Source organism: Micromonospora sp. C95, from assembly GCF_018070465.1.
Classification (GTDB): Bacteria; Actinomycetota; Actinomycetes; order Mycobacteriales; family Micromonosporaceae; genus Micromonospora.
In genome coordinates this window covers 207,921-224,946 of sequence record NZ_JAGPXT010000003.1, presented here as the reverse complement: position 1 = coordinate 224,946, position 17,026 = coordinate 207,921, and the positions used below count along the sequence as shown (strand labels likewise).

At 73.0% G+C, this 17,026-nt stretch carries 10 protein-coding genes; 3 read left to right on the top strand and 7 right to left on the bottom strand.

The window, feature by feature from the left end; genetic code table 11:
• Nucleotides 1–164 precede the first annotated feature (164 nt).
• Nucleotides 165–1,043 carry a hypothetical protein gene (locus tag KBX00_RS05600; RefSeq protein WP_210823929.1) on the top strand — a complete coding sequence of 293 codons (879 nt, stop codon included), beginning with the start codon at nt 165–167 and terminating at the stop codon, nt 1,041–1,043.
• Nucleotides 1,044–1,252: 209 nt separating this feature from the next.
• Here the strand turns inward: KBX00_RS05600 and KBX00_RS05595 are convergent, their stop codons facing one another.
• Nucleotides 1,253–2,761 (bottom strand): endo-1,4-beta-xylanase, encoded by a 1,509-nt coding sequence (locus tag KBX00_RS05595; RefSeq protein WP_210823927.1) that lies wholly within the window; start codon nt 2,759–2,761, stop codon nt 1,253–1,255.
• 319 nt (nt 2,762–3,080) lie between these two features.
• On the opposite strand from KBX00_RS05595, the gene KBX00_RS05590 reads away from it, so the two are divergent.
• Nucleotides 3,081–4,292 (top strand): hypothetical protein, encoded by a 1,212-nt coding sequence (locus KBX00_RS05590; RefSeq protein ID WP_210823925.1) that lies wholly within the window; start codon nt 3,081–3,083, stop codon nt 4,290–4,292.
• 209 nt (nt 4,293–4,501) lie between these two features.
• Here the strand turns inward: KBX00_RS05590 and KBX00_RS05585 are convergent, their stop codons facing one another.
• From KBX00_RS05585 to KBX00_RS05575, 3 genes are all read right to left on the bottom strand, one after another.
• Nucleotides 4,502–5,566, bottom strand: a complete 1,065-nt coding sequence (locus tag KBX00_RS05585; RefSeq protein ID WP_210823923.1) for a hypothetical protein — start codon at nt 5,564–5,566, stop codon at nt 4,502–4,504.
• A complete protein-coding gene (locus KBX00_RS05580) occupies nt 5,563–6,117 on the bottom strand; it encodes an RNA polymerase sigma factor (protein WP_210823921.1) in 555 nt (184 codons plus the stop codon). Before KBX00_RS05580 ends, KBX00_RS05585 begins: the two co-directional genes overlap by 4 nt.
• 109 nt (nt 6,118–6,226) lie before the next feature.
• Complete coding sequence (locus KBX00_RS05575) at nt 6,227–9,289, bottom strand: tetratricopeptide repeat protein (protein WP_210823920.1); 3,063 nt, start codon at nt 9,287–9,289, stop codon at nt 6,227–6,229.
• Nucleotides 9,290–9,480: 191 nt separating this feature from the next.
• Here KBX00_RS05575 and KBX00_RS05570 point away from each other — a divergent pair, with 191 nt between their 5' ends.
• Nucleotides 9,481–10,278: a hypothetical protein gene (locus KBX00_RS05570; protein ID WP_210823919.1), complete on the top strand. Its 798-nt coding sequence runs from the start codon at nt 9,481–9,483 to the stop codon at nt 10,276–10,278.
• 79 nt (nt 10,279–10,357) lie between these two features.
• Here the strand turns inward: KBX00_RS05570 and KBX00_RS05565 are convergent, their stop codons facing one another.
• From KBX00_RS05565 to KBX00_RS05555, 3 genes are read right to left on the bottom strand one after another with little or no spacing between them, the layout of a single operon-like run.
• Nucleotides 10,358–13,132 carry an ABC transporter permease gene (locus KBX00_RS05565; protein ID WP_210823918.1) on the bottom strand — a complete coding sequence of 925 codons (2,775 nt, stop codon included), beginning with the start codon at nt 13,130–13,132 and terminating at the stop codon, nt 10,358–10,360.
• Nucleotides 13,129–16,299 carry an FtsX-like permease family protein gene (locus KBX00_RS05560; RefSeq protein WP_210823917.1) on the bottom strand — a complete coding sequence of 1,057 codons (3,171 nt, stop codon included), beginning with the start codon at nt 16,297–16,299 and terminating at the stop codon, nt 13,129–13,131. Before KBX00_RS05560 ends, KBX00_RS05565 begins: the two co-directional genes overlap by 4 nt.
• A 7-nt stretch (nt 16,300–16,306) precedes the next feature.
• A complete protein-coding gene (locus KBX00_RS05555; RefSeq protein WP_210823916.1) occupies nt 16,307–17,026 on the bottom strand; it encodes an ABC transporter ATP-binding protein in 720 nt (239 codons plus the stop codon).

The following is a 17,026-nucleotide window of genomic DNA, read 5'->3' as shown; positions in this document are numbered from 1 at the left end:
AACGCGCGTCCCTTGGCGAGGCTCGCGACAGCCAGGGTTCGCCGTGACGGTGCGGACCGGTTCCCCAGCCGGGTCGGGGAACCGCGACGCGGCTGGCCGGCGAATGTGGGTTGTGCGGGCCGCCCGGTCCGGCACATTCCGCGTCACCAGCTTCGGAGGTCACCATGTCCATACAGGTCAGCGCCGCGCCCGCAGGTGCCGCCACACCGTTGTTCGACGCCGAGCAGGCCCGCGGTGACGCCGCTCGCCGGTGGGCCGGTACGCCGCTGGCCACCGAGCACTGGCTGGAGCAGTCGAGCGGCTTCCCGCGTGGCGACGTGTCGATCGACCCCGCGGTGGCGGCCACGGTCGTCGCGGCCTCCCGGGGATACCGGTTGACCCGTGGCCACCTGGCGGAGACGGTCGCGTTCGCCGAGTTCCTCGCTGGCGAGGCGCTCACCGCCGAGGAGCGCACCGAACTGGAGCAGGACGTGGTGGACGCGTTCGAGGACTCGCCCAAGCGCGCGCTGCAGTCCCTGCGTCCACTGTCCGGCGGGGTGCGACGGGTGGCCGCCCTCAACCAGGTGCAGCGTGCGCAACGCCGGCTTCAGGCACTCACCGCCAGCTACCTGCTCGAACTGCGCCGCCAAGCCGACGGGCACGAGCTGAGCCCGCTGATGGCGGTGGTGAGCCGGCACAATCCGGTGGTACGGCACTGGGCGTCGGCGGGCGTGGTGCTGGTTGCCGACGCGTTGGCCGCACGGATGGAACAGCACCGGCTGGTGCTGTGCCTCATCGGCCGCGAACTCGACGCGCCGACCCTGCTCGCCGAGCGCCTGACGGCCCGGGCCGAGCAGGCAGGTCGCCTGGAGGCGGCCGAACTGGCCGCCTCGGAACTTCGCCTGCTGCTGCTGCGTGCCTGGCTGACCGACCTGGGCACCAAGGCACTCGCGAAGGTCCGGGAGGACGTCGCCCGGGCGGTGCAGTCCGCACTCGACGTGGACATCGTGGTGCAGCACGTGGGCTACCGGGCGGCGCTGGAGGTGGCGGATCAGCTGGGCTGAGCTGAGCTCTTCGCGGGTGGATCGCCCGGCACCCCGAGTACCAGGACCTGGGGTACCAGTCCCGAGGCAGAGTCAGCGACTGAACGCGGGCCACCTGGCTCCAGCCCCACAAGCCCACCGGCACGTCGCCGATACGGCAGCGAACCTCCGCAACAGCTGCCCGGGCGGCACGGTCGTACCCCATGACGGCCGCCCAGGACAGCTGGTACTCAGGCGGCGGTGCACACCGGGGCAGCAAGGCCGGTGGCGGTCCCGACGCCCTGGAAGCCGAACTCGGTGGTCTGGCCGGCGTTCACCGAGCCGTTGTAGCTGACGTTGCTGAACTGCACGGTGCCGCTGCTGCCGGAGCGGTTGGCGTTCCAGGCGTTGGTGACGCTGGCTCCGGAGGGCAGGGTGAGTTGGACGCTCCATCCGCTGATCGGCGCGGCACCGGCGGTGACCCGCACCGTGGCGACGAAGCCACCGGTCCAGGAGTTCAGCGAGACCGTCGCGGAGCACCCGGTGGTCGGCGGGGGCGGGGTGGTCGGCGGCGGGGGAGTGGTCGGGTCGACCGGTGGCGTGGTCGGCGGGACGGACGGCGTCACCGGCGGCGTGGTCGACGGGGGTGTGGGGTTGCGGCCCTTGTTCAGCTCGTCGAGGACCGCGTGGTAGGCGGCCTTCTTCTGGTAGCTCCCGTTGCCGCCGGTGAACAGCAGGCCCCGTTCCGAGGAGCGCCACGACTCGCTGTCGGAGATGCCCCAGACGGTGATGCCGGTGCACCGCTCGACGTTGAGGCAGGCCCGGACGACCTTGCGGTAGTTCTCCGCCTGGCCCGCTCCGATGTCGTTGTTGCTCAGGTCGTCGTCGATGTCCAGCTCGGTGATGTGCACCTCGACGCCGAGGTCGGCGAAGCGCTGGATGTTGGCCTGTAGATCGTCGGTGATGATGCTGTTCGGGTTGTCGTTGAAGTGCGCCTGGAACCCGACGCAGTCGATGTACTGCCGGTAGTTGCGGACGATGTCGTACAGCGCGTTGGCCTTGCGGTTCGGGGTGCCACCCTGGACCGTCAGGCCATCGACGTCGTAGTCGTTGATGCACAGCTTGGTGGTCAGTCCGCCCGCCTGGACGACCTGCTTGGCCCGGATGAACGAGTCCCGGATGACATCGGTGTCACCGGCGTCGAAGAAGTCACCGTCGCCGTTGGCGTCCCGGTTCATGCTGTGCGGCCACTGGTTGCGGCGCCGGCCGGTGTTGTTGTCCTCCAACGCCTCGTTGACCACGTCCCAGTACGCGATCCTGCTGCCCCAGCGGTTGATGGCGTTGCCGATGAAGGTGTTCAGTGTCGCCTGGCTGGCACCCTGCAACGCCCCGGCCTGCGAGTGCCAGACCAGCGTGTGGCCACGGACCAGCATGTTGTTGCTCTGGGCGTGGTTGACCAGGGTGTCCGCGCCGCTGGTGTTCTGCAGCCCGCCGCTGGAGGTGGCGATCCGGTCCGGCTTCATGTCGTTCTCGGGCGTCAGTTGGCTGAACTCCTGCCCGACGATCGGGTAGAGCCGGTTGGGCGAGGCGGCGACGCCGAAGAACAACCCGGCGTTGGCGGCTGCGGCCCGCAGCGTGGTCTCGGCGGCCGCGGCCGGAGCGCTGGACTGAACCACCACAGCGCCGCCCAGCAGCAACAGCACCGCCGTCGGCAAAGCTGTTCGAGCAACCTTTCTACGGTGCCGCAGGTCGCTGTTCACGGGACCTCCTTGGTGCTGGACGTCGTCTATCGACGTATATACATGTCCCCGAACGGTCAGTCTCGATACCGTCCCGCCGCACTGTCAACAACTTCCGGAAATGCTCCGGAAATGATCGTGAGGTCGGGAGGTCGCCGGATCGACGATCTCAGGCGTTCACCCCGGGGTCGTCGGTGACCGAGGAACTGGTCCGACGAGCGATAGCTGACGGATGGCCGATGGTTGCTCAGCGTGTCGCCCTGGTGACTGCATCGGCACGATGCTGTGGCCCATCGTGTTCTCCGGCAGCTCTTGTGAGCGCTGACGGAGGAGGGACAACGTGACGGTACAGGTCGGCTCGCTCGTCTACCGGGAGAAGAACCTGCCCCAGCACGCCGCTGCGGTGCAGGCTGTGTCAGCCGGAATACCGGCGCTGCTGTTCGGCAGCTCGACGAAGCTGTGGAAGTTCGTCGACGCCGACGCGCTGGTCAAGGCGCTGGCAGTGCTGCTGCAAGCGAAGTGGGTCGGCGGATTGGCCGCGACGCCCGGCGCAGTCGCGCTGAACTACGCTGCTCCGTCCGGCGCGGAGAAGCCTGGCACGGTGCGCATCGGCCGGGGCCAGGCGGTCGTCGAGTACTCCGCCCTGCTCGACCTGCAGCAGGCCGAGGTGTACCAGGCGCTGGTCCAGGGCGCGGCGTGGTTGGGCAGCCCCGGATTCGCCGCGCTGGCCGCGGACACGGTGGCCGAACGCTGGCGGTTTGCCGACTGGAGCGAGGTGGCCACTGCGTTGCAGGGTTGGGTGCCGGGCACCGCATACCCACAGCAGTTGACCGCGCACCGCGTGATCCGGCGTCCGGAGAGCGTGCTTGCCTGGTATGACCCGGTGCACACGACGTTCAGCCGTTCTCAGTTCCGCAACTTCTTCGGCGCCTGTGGCCCCACCGCCAAGTACCTCATCGGCCGTGTCCAGGACCTCGGCGGCCAGGTGGAGCTGGTGGCCGAGGAGAAGGGGCTGTACGGCACCAACGGCGCCGCGAAGCTGACCCAGCTGGTCCAGGCAAACTATCCGAATCCGGTACTGATCAATGTGGTGAACGACGCCATCCACGAGTTCGTCCTGGAGCGGGCCACCGACGGTACGGCTGCCCTGTTCCAGGGGTACATCGGCGCGTACGACGCCTTATGGTGGGCCGAGTTCGACCGGGGTGAGGTCACCATCGGCGGCAACGAGCTGAGCACGTTGCGGAACCTGCGCACCACCTACGGCGGTGGTCGGGCAGTGCCGTTGCCCACCCTGCTGGCCAACCTGTGCACCTTCATGGAGGTCGACCAGTTGCGCAACGCCGGCATCGCCTGGCGGGCGTTGCCGTTCCTGCCGCAACAGCACTTCAACGACGACGGGCTGCCGTGCTTCGACGTCAGGGTGTGGCAGGTCACCCAGCCGCAGGCAGTGCTGAATGCGTTGCGCGTACGCCACGTCATCGACCAGCAGTTCACCTCATGGCTGAGCCTGGCCGTGCTCAGGGAGGCGGAGAACGCCGCCCCGCAGTGACGGCGGACCTGGCGCGATGTGGATGCCGGTTCCGCTGTCGACCGAAGCCCCGGCTTCGAGAAGCTGGCCAGCTGATCGGCAAGGGGGCCACGACCGGCAGGGCGCTGCACGGACGTTAGTGGGTCAGGCAGGTACGCCGTGGCGGAACCAGGCGGCCGGGGCACGCAGTCGGTCGAGGCTCGGTTGCCGAGCCGCTGCTGGTGGCGGCGTCAGCAGCCCAGGCCCTCCTCGTACCAGCTGGGAACGTCGCCGTCGGCGACCTGGTCGGCGATTTCCCAGACGACCTCCGGGTAGTCGCCCTCGTCGTTCATGTCGTGCAGCACCTGCCACTGGTGGCTGCTGCGCAACGCGGCTGCTGCCTGCTTGACCGCTTGTTCGTCGCCGGCGGAGTCGGCCCGGATCCACTCGGCGATCCAGTCGCAGGTGACCCTGCCGGCCACTGCGGCGCCGAACTGGTACGGGTCGTTGGCCCCGGCGTTGTCCAGTACCGACACGTCGAAGCCCGGCGGGGACGGCAGGTCGGCGAGAATCCTGGCGGCTTCCTCCCGGACGTCGCCCGGCGTGACGATCTCCGGAGGCAGCGCATCGAGGAACGCCTCGGCGTCCACCTTGATCACGAGGGTGAGGATCCCGTCGAAGGTAGGCCGCGTCCAGTTGCCCCCGGTGCGCAGCTCGACGAAGGTGCCGTCCTGCGGCCTGAGCATTGCCGACATGTCGTTCTCGCGGTAGGTGAAGATGCTTGCCGGTCGGTCCGCCACGGTGGTCGCCTCCGGTCTGCTGACGTGCAGCCGGTCGTCGTAGTAGTCCTGGTACTGCTCGTCCGGGTACCAGTTCATCTGGAGGCTGCGGTCGCCGTTGCGGAATTCGATGGTGCCGGTCTCCTCGGCGAACCCGTAGACGCTTGTCGCGTTCCAGCCCGGCTCGTCGATCAGCAGGCGCGGGTGCGCCTGCGCGGCCTTCAGGTCGAGTTCCCATCCGCTGATCGCGGCGGTGCCCACGCTGGGCAGGCCGGTCGGTCCGGCGTACCGGTCGTCGGGCGGTGTGGACCAGACCGTGGCGGCGACGACACCGGCCACGGCCGCCGCGGCGGCCACGGGGCCGGCGAGTCGACGGACGAGGGTACGGCGTACCGGTCTCGCCGGCACCGAGTCGAGCTTCGGGGTGGACATGATCTCCTCCAGGAGTTGCTCATCCGCCCCGGCGAGGCGCCGGATGATCTCAGGTCGATAGGGGTCGACGTCGCGGACCAGGCGGTCGAGGTGCTCGTCGGTCATCTGCCCTCCTCCGGGACGGGTACGGCCAGGACATCGAGTACATGTCCGGGCGCGTCAGGGTCGTCACCGACGAGTTCGCGCAGCCGGGCCCGCGCTCGCGACAGGCGGGTCCGGGCCGCGGTCGCGCTCACCCCGACCACCTGCGCCGCCTCCCGGGGCTGCAGGCCCTCCCACGCGACGAGCAGCACCATCTCCCGGTCCGTGTCGTTCAGTCGGCGCAGCGCGGCCTGCACCGCGAGTCGCTGCGGCACCTCGTTGCCGGGATCGGGTGTGGCGACCGCGGCCAGGCACTGCCGGAGCCGCTCGCCCAGCCGCTCTCGGCGGATCCCGCTGCGGTGGTGGTTCGCCAACACCCGGCGGGCCACTCCGTACAGCCAGAGCCGGATCTCATCGTCGGAGGGCAGGTCTGCGCTGCGCCGCCACGCCACCAGGAAGGTTTCCGCGACCACGTCGGCGGCGTCCTCCGGTTGCTGCACCCGACGTGCGGCGTACGCGAGAAGCGCTTCGAAGTTGCCGGCGTAGACGCGCCGGAACCGGTCCTCAGAGCTCACGTCTTCTGTATGTCCGGCACCAGGCGCATCGTGACACCACGATATCGTCGGCCGACCGGGTCACGAACCCGCGAGCCGTCGGCCCGCACAACGATCATGCGGCCCGAGGTCACGGTCGCAGCGGCACGCCGTCCAACTGGCCGCGAGTGCGCGGGCGCACCCCGATGGCGGACATCGCGTCGGCGTAGCGCCGGTACGCCAGGTCGGCCTCACCGTGCCGACCTGCTGCCACCAACGTACCGACGAACTCACCGTGCACCCGCTCGTCGTGGGGCTCCACCTCCAGGGCGCGGCTGAGCAGCCGCACGGTCTCGTCGAGCTGACACCGCTGCCGCGCCAGCGATGCCAGGGTGCGCACCACCCGGAGGTAGACGCGACGCGCCTCGTCCCGGGTCGGCGTCGCCCAGTCCTCGTACGCGGTGTCCTCCAGGAAATCACCCCGGTAGAGCTGTTCGGTGAGCAGCAGCACCGTACGGGCGTCCTCGACCGCTCCCTGTTCGACGAGCCGGAGCCCGTGCGCGGCATCGGTCACGAACTGCTCGATGTCGAGTTCCACGTGACCGAGATCGAGGGTCAGGCTGGCGTGCGCCGCGACGACGAAGTGGTCCGTCGGTGCGCGACGGTCGGGATCGAGCACCGAGCGGAGGGTGGACAGGGCCACGGACAGCCGGTGGCTGACCCGGCCCGGATCCTGGTCGGGCCAGAGCAACTCGCCGAGTTGCTCGCGCGGCACCGGTCGGCCGCGTCGAGCGGCGAGGATCCGCAGCAGATCCTGCGCCTTGCGTGACTGCCACGCCGTGGCCGGCACCGGCTCCCCGTTCACCCGCAGCTCGAATCCGCCGAGGGTGCGGATGCGGACCCGGGCGGCATGGTGCCGGCCGCCGACGCCCGGCGGAGGTACGCCGACCGCAGTCAGCCGCGCGGCGGCCAGGTGACCGGCGGCACGCTCCTGCGGCCCTGTCCTGGGCAGCCGACCGAGCAGCACCGCCAGCCGGTCCGCCGCCACCTGTGCCTGGATGTCCCGCAGGATCACCGCCGCCTCCCGCCAGGCCCGGCGCGTATCGTCGAGATCGGTGGTGGCGGCACCGCGGAGTTCCAGCGCCTCGGCCAGCGCGGCGTGGTCACGGTGCCGACGGGCAGCCTCGGCGGCCGTCGACGCGACCTTGACCGCCCGATCCCGGTCGCCCGTCTCCAGTGCCACCCAGCCGAGGGCCAGCCGGGCGGCCGCGGAATCGGGTCCGCGTTCCAGGGCCACCGCCCGTTGCGCCATGGTGATCGCCGTGGCACCGTCCTCAGCGGCCAGCACCCGGGCGAGCCCGGCGAGGGCCGGCACCAGAGCCTGGAGATCGTTGACCGGCTCGCTGGCCCGCAGCGCCTCTTCGAAGGCCGCTCGCGCCAGGCTCCCGCGGCCCCGCAGGGCGTGGACCTCACCGATTCCCACCAGGGCGTACGCGACCTTGTGCGACCCCATCCGCTGCAGGATCGGCACGGCCCGCTCGTAGCAGGCGAGAGCCTGTGCCGGTTGTCCGAGATGGAAGTACGCGGTGCCCTCGTTGCACAGAGTCAGCGCGAGCATCGCCGCGTAACCGTTGGACTCGGCCAGTTCCACCGCCGGCCGCAGCTGGGCCAGCGCCTCGGCGTAGCGGCTCTCGCCCACGAGCGCCGAGGCGCGATTGGCGCGGATCCGGGTCACCTGCACGGTGTCGCGGGCCGCCTCGGCGGATCGCAGCGCCTTCTCGTGGTGCTCGTCCGCGGCGCAGCGGTCCCCAGTCAGTTTCGCCGCCAACGCCAGCGCCGCGTGCGCGGCGGCGAGCGCGTCGTCGCCACCGACCGCGACCGCCGCTGTCAAGGCCCGGCGGGCGTGATCCCGGCAGGCGGTGGCATCTCCGGTGGTCCAGTACGCCGCCGCGGTCCAGGCGAGCAGGCGCACGTTGTCGGTGGTCGGGAGCGGATCGAGTCGGCCACGCCGGAAGATGTCGAGGGCGCGGTCCGGCTCGCCGCGCAGGTAGTGCACGAGCCCGTACCGCCAGGCGAGCGCTGCGACCAACCGTGACTGCCGCGCGGCGAGCATGTCGTACGCGGCGAGAGCGGCGTCGAAGTCGCCCCGGATCTGCAGGGCCTCTCCGTGCAGCAGCCGCAGCGACGGCGTGAGCGCCCACCCGGGCAGTGACCGGCAGGCTTCGTCGATGGTCGCGGCCCCACCCGAGGCGAGCATCGTCGCGCCGTGCTCGGCGAGCAGCCGGACGGTGGCCTCGACGGCACCACAGCGACCGTACGACCGCAGCGCCGGCACGAGATGTCCACCGTCGGCGTACCACGTGGCCGAACGTGCGTACAGCTGGGTGCGCCGCGCTACGGTCAGCGGCAGACAGCGTCGGACGACGTCGGCGACGACCGGGACCACACGGTATTCCTGCCCGCCGACGGCCGCCGGCGCGACGATGCCGGCGCGGGTCAGCCAGGTCAGCAGATGGCAGGCCCGCCGGTGCCCGAGGTGCCGACACAGGTCGGGTAGGACAGGGTCGAGGTGAGCGGCGTCCCGCAGCAGCCGGTCAGCCTCGGCCGGCAGGCCGGCGAGCACCTCCCGCATCAGGTAGGACTCCACCGCGGTACCCGGCCCGGCCAGGTCGTCGAGGTCGACGCCGCTGACCCCGGCCGACTTCGCTGCCAGCGCGACCAGCACCGGCCAGCCGGCCGTGGCGGCGTGCACCCGTGCGGCGAGCGTCGGGTCGGCCGTGCCGTGGTCCGCGACGAGGACGGCCGCCACCTGTTCGGTGGTGAGCGCCAGGTCGGCCGGGCCGAGTTCGGCCGGCATCCCCGTCGGGTGCCGGAGCATCGCCGGGGGATGTCGGGTCAGCACCGCGACCCGGAGTCGGTGCGGCAGCGCGTCCACGGTGTCCACGAGAGCGCGTAGCTGGCGGTGGGAGAGCTGAGGCACGTCGTCGAGGACAAGCCAGACCGGATCACGGCCGGACGGGTCTTGCACACACCGGGCACCGAGGTCGGCGAGCCGCTGGGGGCAGTCGGCGACCAGCGGGCCGGCGTCCGCGCCGTCGAACCAGTGCACCGCCCGGTCGCGCAGCCGGGCCCGTACCGCGCTGGTCTTGCCGTAGCCGGCGGCGGCCACGACGAGGGTGCACCTGTGCTGCTGCAGCCGACCTTGCCCGCCCATCCGACACCTTCCGGTGAGACTGGTCCACCTCCATTTGGCGCCTGCCGGGACATTGTGGGTACGTCAGCGTCGCCGTTGCGACAGCACCGATTGACGTCACCTTGACGGCGCTGTGAACCCCGCCTCCGAGCATGGGTGCCGCAGCGGGCCGTCCGGTCCGCGTACCGATCAACGCACAACGAGGAGGTGCCATGAGGAGTCTGCTGTCGGGCCGTGCGGTGCTCGCCGTGCTTGTCGTCCTGCCGACCGTGGTGGCGGTGACCGCTTCGGCCACGCCGGCTGCCGCCACTGACCCGCAACCCGGGGCGCACGCCGAGGAGCCGGCGGACCGGGAGATCGAGGTGGCCCGGCTGACCTACCGCAACGGGGTACGGGTCACGTTCGCCCAGGACGAGGAGTCCGGCGACTGGGGCCTGCGGGAGGACGGCCAGATCGACCGCAACGCTCCGCTGGTCCGCGACGACGCGTCCAGCATGCTGGCGGCGTACCTGAGCATCACCCCGAAGGACACGCCGGTGCCGCGCGAGTTGTTGTCGGAGCCACGGCCGGGCACGCCGACTCCACCGGAACTGAGTGACCGCACCATCGTGGCCTCACCGGTGGTCGCGGAGAACCTCGCCGTACCGTCGCCGGTCGGTGCGGCCACGACGGCGGTGTCGACCTGCTGGGACCTGTACTGGAACTCCTACCACTGGGCCGAACTGCCCGGTTACCCCCAACCGGACTCGGTGTCGCATCCGCAGCGGACCTACTACTCGTCCGACTTCGGCGGCATGGCCAGGTACTCGCACAGCTACCTGGCCAACTGCGGTGGCCACGCCCGCCACCGGATCTACTACAAGCAGGCGGGTTCGTACAAGAAGCACCACGACCAGGCGGTGCCGTTGTGGCACTGGCAGAAGGTGAAGAAGGGCTCGGTGCACCGCTACCGCAAGGTGCTCTACGACGCCACCTCGGGTGACACCCGCAACGGCAAGTACACCGGGTAGCGGACGGGTGCCGGCGGCGGCCGTGCCTCGGCCGCCGCCGGCCAGGATGTGATCCAGGATCTCGGGCCGGGTCGCACCTTCACCTGAGGTCGTTGGTCCCTCCGACGCGGAGCACCTCGCTCAGCCGGTCACGGCGCCGCAGCGCCGACTCGACAGGTACGACCGCGGCGGTCGTTGCCAGCAGCGCCATGCTCACCAGGCCGAGCAGCCACCACGGCAGGGCCGCCGCCGGGTCGGCGGCCTGACCGGTCAGCAGCCGTAGCTCGAGCGGGCCGAGGGTCAGCCGAGCGAGCAGGGCCCCGAGTAGCGGGCCGCAGAACGCGGCGACCACGACCGGCGGCAGCAGTTCACCGGCGGCGACCCAGCGGGCGTCACGTGGCCGCAGGCCGAGGGTCCGCAGTCGGGTCAGGGTCTGCCATCGTTCCGACGCACCGGCGGCGGTGGCGAGCGTGAGGCCGAGCAGCCCCAGCGCCAGCAACACCGCGGCGGCCGTCCACGCCAGCCGGAGGATCCCGGCGGTCAGCGGAGCCACTCGTTGCGCCCGCTGGACGTCCGCGCGCAGCACCACGTCGGCGGCGGTGCCGCTGTTGGACACGGCCCGCGCCGCGCCGGGGCCGGTCACCCAGACGGTGTTGGGAACGGCGGCCAGCCCCGCGTCGGCGAGAGCTGCGGCGTCCACGATGACGAGGTCGCCGGCACCGCCGACGGCGGGAGCGGTACCGACCGCGGCGAGACGGATCGCCGGGGCGTCGTCCCGGGCCAACTGCAGCCGCATACCGGTCCGCAGCTCGCCGTCGCTCGAACGGACCAGCGCCGGGACGTCCAGGGGCGCGGGACCGGGTGCCGCGAGCCGGGCCAGCGCCGGCGCGTCGGGCAGCGGGGTGGTGGCCAGCAGGCGCTGGAAGGCGGCGGCGTCCACGACGACCAGGCGTGGGGTGAGCAGTGCCGACTCGGTGAAGACGCGCGCCGAGTCGGTCACCTGCGCGGCGACGACCTGCTCGACCCCGGGCATGGTGGTGATGTGCTCGGCGAGCGCGGGCGTCGCGGCCTCGGCATCGGTGTCGACGTCGAGGCGGGCGTCGGCGCCGACAATGCTCCACGCGCCGTCGGTCAGGCCACGGTCGACGGTGGTGCCGACGACAAGCGCGAACGACGCGAGCGCCGTGGCGCTGACAAGTGCCAGCAACGGCAGCGCGCGTCCGGCCGTGGTAGCCGCCCGGGCGGCGCCGAACACGGCAAGCGGGCGGCGCGAGCGCAGGGCCTGTCGGAGCGCGAGCCGGACTCCGACGGGTAGCAGCCGCAGCAGGACCAGCGTGCCGGCGAGCACACCCAGGGCGACGGCGCTGACCGGCAGCACCAGGTCGCCGGTCAACTCAGCGGCGTCGCCGTCGGCGGCGACGGGCAGCAGCCCGCGCTGGTGCAGGGTGACGACGGCGGCGACCGCGGCGATCAGCACCGTGGCCTCCACGGCGGCGCGGCGCAGCCGGCCGGTGGCCAGGATCCAGCGGCGCGCGGCCGGATTGGCGGGTTGGTGCCGGTCGCGGCTGGCCCGGGCGGCGGCGAGGGTGCCGAACGCCGGCCCGGCGACGGCACCGGCCAGGACCACGGGAACGGCCCAGGTCCAGGAGACACCCGGAGCGACCGCGCGGGCGAGCGCGAGCCCGACGGCGCTGGCCGAGAAGGACACCAGGGCTGACTCGATGAGCAGTTCCGCACCGAGGTCGGGTAGCGCCGCCCCACGCTGCCGGGCGGCGCTCAGCACCACGGTACGGCGGCGGACCAGCAGATCGGCGGCGAGCAGCAGGACCAGTACCGTGCCGGTCAGCACCCCGGCGAGCAGGACGGCGGCCTGTGCCGAGGCGGCCCCGATCTGGGTACGGGCGTCGCGCAGGACGGTGTCGAGCTGTGATGCCCATTTCAGGGACTGGTCCCGGGCGCCTGACGAGCCGGAGGTTGCCTTGAGCGTGACCACCCGCCGGGCGAGCGTCGCGGTGGCGTCCCAGGCGAGCGCGTCGGGTTCGGGGGCGAAGTGGACGGTGCGCCGCAGTTGATCCTCGTCGAAGGCGAGCCGGGCGTCCGGCAGCGACTCGCGCGACAGCAGTCCGGCGAACCGGGTGGTGCCCACACCGTCGGCGCCGGGCACGGGCCGCAGTAGTGCCGGGGCGAGTTGCCAGGCGGGGTCGGCGCTGTCCACGGGGCGGTAGATTCCACTGATCCGGACATCCTTGTCGCGGCGCTGGCCGTCCTGGACCGGGATTCGGTCGCCGGGACCGAGGTTGAGGGCGGCGGCGTCCGCCTCGGAGAGGCCGACCTGCATCGGCCAGGGCGGTCCGTTGAAGGGGATCTCGATTGACCGCCCGGGGACGGCGGTGCCGGGCGCGTTGCCGGCGATCCAGGTCACGTCCGGGCCGCCAAGGTCATCCGCCAGGTAGGTGACCTGGAGGGTACGCGGCTGATCGCCGTCGACGATGTTGAGACTCGGGCTGTTGACGACGGCGATGGGCGGAAGCAGCGCGGCGTCCAGGTCGGTCCCGAGCGCGTACGTCGCCCGGGCGCGGAAGTCGTCGACATCCTCGGCGAGGCGGGGTATCCGGATCCGTCCGCCGGTCGGGCCGTCGTCGCGTTCCCAGTTGGCATGGACGAGGACGTTCGAGTCGTTTCCGGCGCGGCGGACCGTGTCCTGTACGGCGTCGTCGGCGGCGGCACGGAGCAACGCCGGCACGGCCCCGGCGAGCAGCGCGACGGCCGCGATGACGGCGGCGGTGAGCAGCAACGGTCCCGCGTCGGCGCGGCCACGGGCGCGGACGCTGGGCCAGTGCGGTGCCGGCCAGCGGCGGGTCAGCCACCGGTTCACGGCGCCACCCGCAGGTGCGCGGCGTCGGCCCGGCGAACCTGGACGACCACCACCACGGCGACCGCCAGCAGGGATCCGGCCAGCAGGACGGCCAGCAGCGCGGCCTCGGCCGGCCACGGCCAGTGTGGTTGGGCGGCCGGCACGGGCGCGGCGCCGGAGTCGGAGCGTACGAGCAGGGGAGCGACGACGCGGGTGGCGAGCGCACCGACGGCCGCGCCCGCCGCGAGCAGGGGCAGCAGAACGCCGGCGTGTTGGCCGAGCAGCACGGCCCGGATGCCGCGCCGGGACATCCCCACGCCGCGTAGCCGCGCCACCTCGACGGCGCGGGCCTGTAGGTCGCAGGTGACGTGCAGGACGACGCCGGCGAGCAGCAGCAGGGCCGCGGCCGGCACGACGAGCCGCAGCGCGGCCGGCAGCCCGGCGTTCAGCGGGCCGCCGGTGAGCCGGGCGGTCTCCGCCTCGCGGGTCGTGACGGTGCCCAGGTGCAGGGCGGCGGCCCGTTCGGCGGCGCCGGTTCCGGCCGGGTTGCCGACCCACCAGGCGTCGACCGGGAACGACAGGTCGCCGGTGACTGCGCGGGCGCGGGACAGCAGGTCCAGGTCGGCCAGGACGGCCACGGCACCGGGTGCGGACGGCACGGTCGGCACCACCTCGGTGACGACGATCGGGACGGGCGTGGTGCCGACCGTGACGCTGAGCTGGCTGCCGGTGTCGGCACCGACCTCGCTGGCGAAGCGGGCGGAGACGGCGACGGGCACCGGGCCGGGGGCCGGGAAGGCGGTGGCGACGAGGTTGGGGGCGGCGTACGCGACGCTGCCGAGGTCGACGGTCGCCGCCATCCACAACGCGGTCCCCGTCGGCGTGGCCGAGAGCACGACGGTCGGGTCGCGCACCGTGCTGGGCACCTGCGACACCGACGTGGCGGTCCAGTCCGATCCCTCCGCCGATCCGGCGGGCGGCACGGTGAGGGTGACGGCAATGGCGGCGCGGCCACCGACGCCGTACCCGGCATCCGGCCCGGCCTCGACCGGCAGGGACACCGCGACGAGGCGCAGTCCGTCGGCGGTCGCGCATTCGGGCAACGGGTGCGCCCGGCCGTCGAGTGGCACGGCGGGACCGGTACAGGGTGTGCGCAGGCCGGCGGCGTCCTGCAGCAGCAGCCGGGGCGTCACGGCGAGGGGGGTGTCTCCGGTCGCGGTTCCGGTCAGCACGAGCCGGGCACCAGCCGGAATGGCGAGGCCGGTGACGCGGGTCGGTGGGGCGAGCATCGCTGCCACCTCTGTCCACCTGCGGTCGCGGTCGAGCCGCCCGCGCAGCAGCGCGTCGGCGCGGCTGGTGTCGACGGCGACCAGGCGCGGCGCGTCGCCGGCGGTGCCGAGCCACTGACCGACCGCGGTACCTCGGTCGAGGGCTGGACTCACCGTCCCCCCGGTGGCTGCGCCGACGACCGCGCCCTCTCCGGCCGCCGGTGCCGTGCTGAGGGCGAGTGCCAGGTCGGTGCCGACGGAGAGCGCGGCCTGGTCGCGCTGCGACTGGTGCCAGGTGGTGTCGAAGGCGAGGCCGAAGGTTCCGGCCGCGCTGGCCAGCCCGACGAGCAGCCCGGCGGCGAGCGCCTGGGGCCGGCGGGCGGCCTCGGCGACCGCCAGCGGAAGCGCCAGCCCACGGGCTCGGTACGCCAGCCGGTCGACGCCGCGCAGGGCGGGCAGCACCACCCGCAGCGCCAGGGCGGCGCCCGCGGTGAGTAGCAGCGCCGGCACGAGCACCCGGACCGCGTCGGCGCGTGGGCCGGCGGCGGTGGGCTGCGCGTACAGCTGCCACCACCCGGCGGCGGCGAACACCGCGAGCAGCAGGTCGGTGCCGGACCGGGTCAGCAGGTCGCGGCGGGTGCGGCGGTCGTCGGCCGCCGGGGCGGGCCGGACCGCCAGGACGGTGAGGACGGCGGCGAGTACCAGCGCGCCGCCGGCGACCGCGAGGACCTGGGCACCGGTGATGGCCGGCTGGGCGGTCAGGCCGGCGCCCTCCAGCGGCGGCAGGTGGGTCAGGCCGGCGTGCACGGCCGACGAGGCCGGTATCGCGAGCGCGGCGGCGACGGCCGCGACGACAACGGCGTCGAGCGTCGCGGTGGCGGCGAGTTGGCCGCGGCTGGTGCCGAGGGCGGACCGCAGCGCGGTCTCGTCGGCGCGTACCCCTGCGGTCAGTCGGCCGGCGAGGACGAGTGCCGTCGCGGCCAGGACGCCGCCGAGGACGGCGACGGAGAGTACGACGGCGGCGGTGACGTGCCGCTGGTCGTCGAAGGAGCGCAGGGTCAGCGGCAGGTCGGAGGCGACCCGGGCGAGCCGGACGCGGTCGCCGAGGGTGCCGGCCAGCCGGCGGTCGGCGCCGCGGACGGCCCGAGCCACGGTCGCCAGGTCGCGGCGGTTGGCCTGGGACAGGTCCGGATGGGCGGTGATCTCCATCCGGTCGACGGTGGCGCCCGTGGTGACCAGGTCGGCGAGGTCGACGAGGAACGGGCCGTAGGCGTTTACCGGCTGCCGGAAGCGGCCGTCGCGGTGGCCGGTGGCGGAGCCGGCCGCGGCCAGCGGGTCGCGGTCCCAGCCGCGCTCCGGCAGCGGGCGGACCACACCGACGACAGTCACGTCGATGGCCGGTACCGGCGCGTGGGCCAACTCGGCGCCGAGGCGCACCCGGCTACCGGGGGTGAGGCCGAGCAGTTGCGCGGTGGACTCAAGCACCACGGTGTCGCCACGCTCGCGCGGCCAACGCCCGGTGACCAGCTCTGCTCGGGTCGGCAGGTCGTCCAGCCCCGACAGGTACGCCTGCGCCGGCACGGTGGTGCCCGGGGCGAGCGCGGGCGGCAGCGCCCGTAGCACCGTCGACGCCCGAGCGGTGGTGGTCACCGGGAACGGGGCGAGCGCGGCGACCACCGCGGTACGGGTGTCGGCGGCCACGGACCGGGTGTCCCGGCCCTCGACGGTGCCGGTGTAGACGGTCACCTCGACGTCGGCGGGATCGGCGTGGGCCATGGCGACCTCCAGCGCCCGCTCGGCGGTGCGGGTGCTCAGCAGGGTGCAGGTGCCCAGCAGGGTCGCGCCGACCGCGACGATTCCGACGAGGGCCGCCAGCAACGGCCACTGCGCGCGGGCGCGCCGGCTGACCAGCCTCAGCATCGGCGCGTCACCTGGCCTCCGGCCCGGGTTCGGCTTGTCCGGCTGTCTCGTCGCTGAGCTGCCCGTCGTCGATGCGGATCACCCGGTCGGCCAGTGCCATCATCACCGGATCGTGGGTGGACACGAGTGCGGTGACGCCCTCGGATTCGACCACTCCGCGCAGCAGGGCCATCACCGACAGGCCGGTCTCGGCGTCCAGCTGCCCGGTGGGCTCGTCGGCGATCAGGAGCCGGGGCGAGGCGGCCAGCGCGCGGGCGATCGCCACCCGCTGCTGCTGGCCGCCGGACAGCTCTGCCGGCCGCTGCCCGGCGTGCTCGGCCAGGCCGACCAGCTCCAGCAGCAACTCGACCCGGCGCTCACGCTCGGCCGGGGCGACGCGGCCCAGCCGCAGCGGGGCGGCGACGTTCTCCGCGGCCGACAGCACCGGGATCAATCCGAAGCTCTGGAAGACGTACGACACCTTCTCGCGCCGCAACCGGGACAGGCCGTCCTCGTCGAGGGCGGTGACGTCGGTGCCGTCGACGTGCACGGTGCCGGTGTCCGGGCGATCGAGGCCGCCGATAATGTTGAGCAGGGTGGTCTTGCCCGAGCCGGACCGGCCGACGAGCGCCACCATGGCACCGGCGGCCACGTCGAACGACACGCCGCGCAGGGCGTGCACGACGGTCGGCCCGGTGCGGAACCGCCGGTGCACGCCGCGTACCCGCAGCAGCGGCCCACTGCTCAT

Coding starts and splice junctions, on each gene's coding strand:
- KBX00_RS05600 (WP_210823929.1), top strand. CDS start 165: ATGTCCATACAGGTCAGCGCCGCGCCCGCAGGTGCCGCCACACCGTTG.
- KBX00_RS05560 (WP_210823917.1), bottom strand. CDS start 16,299: ATGCTGAGGCTGGTCAGCCGGCGCGCCCGCGCGCAGTGGCCGTTGCTG.
- KBX00_RS05555 (WP_210823916.1), bottom strand. CDS start 17,026: ATGAGCAGTGGGCCGCTGCTGCGGGTACGCGGCGTGCACCGGCGGTTC.
- KBX00_RS05570 (WP_210823919.1), top strand. CDS start 9,481: ATGAGGAGTCTGCTGTCGGGCCGTGCGGTGCTCGCCGTGCTTGTCGTC.
- KBX00_RS05575 (WP_210823920.1), bottom strand. CDS start 9,289: ATGGGCGGGCAAGGTCGGCTGCAGCAGCACAGGTGCACCCTCGTCGTG.
- KBX00_RS05585 (WP_210823923.1), bottom strand. CDS start 5,566: ATGACCGACGAGCACCTCGACCGCCTGGTCCGCGACGTCGACCCCTAT.